Origin of the sequence: uncultured Tenacibaculum sp. (assembly GCF_947494125.1) — a bacterium.
Classification (GTDB): Bacteria; Bacteroidota; Bacteroidia; order Flavobacteriales; family Flavobacteriaceae; genus Polaribacter.
In genome coordinates this window covers 1-551 of sequence record NZ_CANLTU010000044.1, presented here as the reverse complement: position 1 = coordinate 551, position 551 = coordinate 1, and the positions used below count along the sequence as shown (strand labels likewise).

Below are 551 nucleotides of genomic sequence, written 5' to 3'. Positions count from 1 at the left end.
AATCATACATTAAATCCACAATTAGGATTAACAACTACGTTAGTAGACGAAACGTGTAATACAGGAACGATTACAATTAACCCAACGGGAGGAGATACAAATTATCAATTTGCGGTAGTAAGTAATGGAACAGCAGTAACAGCAGGAGATTTCAATACCACAAATCCAGTAAATGTAGCAGCCGGAACATGGGATGTTTATGTACGCGATAAAAATGGAGGCGCAAATTTCTGTCAAGTAACAGAAACAATAACGATTCAACGAATTACCGATCCAACAATAGCAACATCGGTAGTTCAACCAAATTGTAATGGAGATAACGGAACAGTAAATGTTGTAATTTCAGATGGAACTGCACCATTTAGTGCAACAATAAATAGTACAACAGGGCCATTTACAAGTACACAAGCAGGATTAAATACAAACAATGTATCGTTTACAGGCTTAGCTTCAGATACTTATGAAGTAATAATTACGGATGCAAATGGATGTGTAACAGCAGCTTCAACAGAAACAGTAGCAGCACCAAATGCATTAACAGGAACAGCAAG

Annotated in this window: 1 protein-coding gene; it reads left to right on the top strand. The window is 37.0% G+C overall.

The features are described from left to right. On the top strand, nucleotides 1-551 hold a 551-nt coding region (locus Q0881_RS17730), incomplete at both ends, for a hypothetical protein (RefSeq protein ID WP_299163300.1).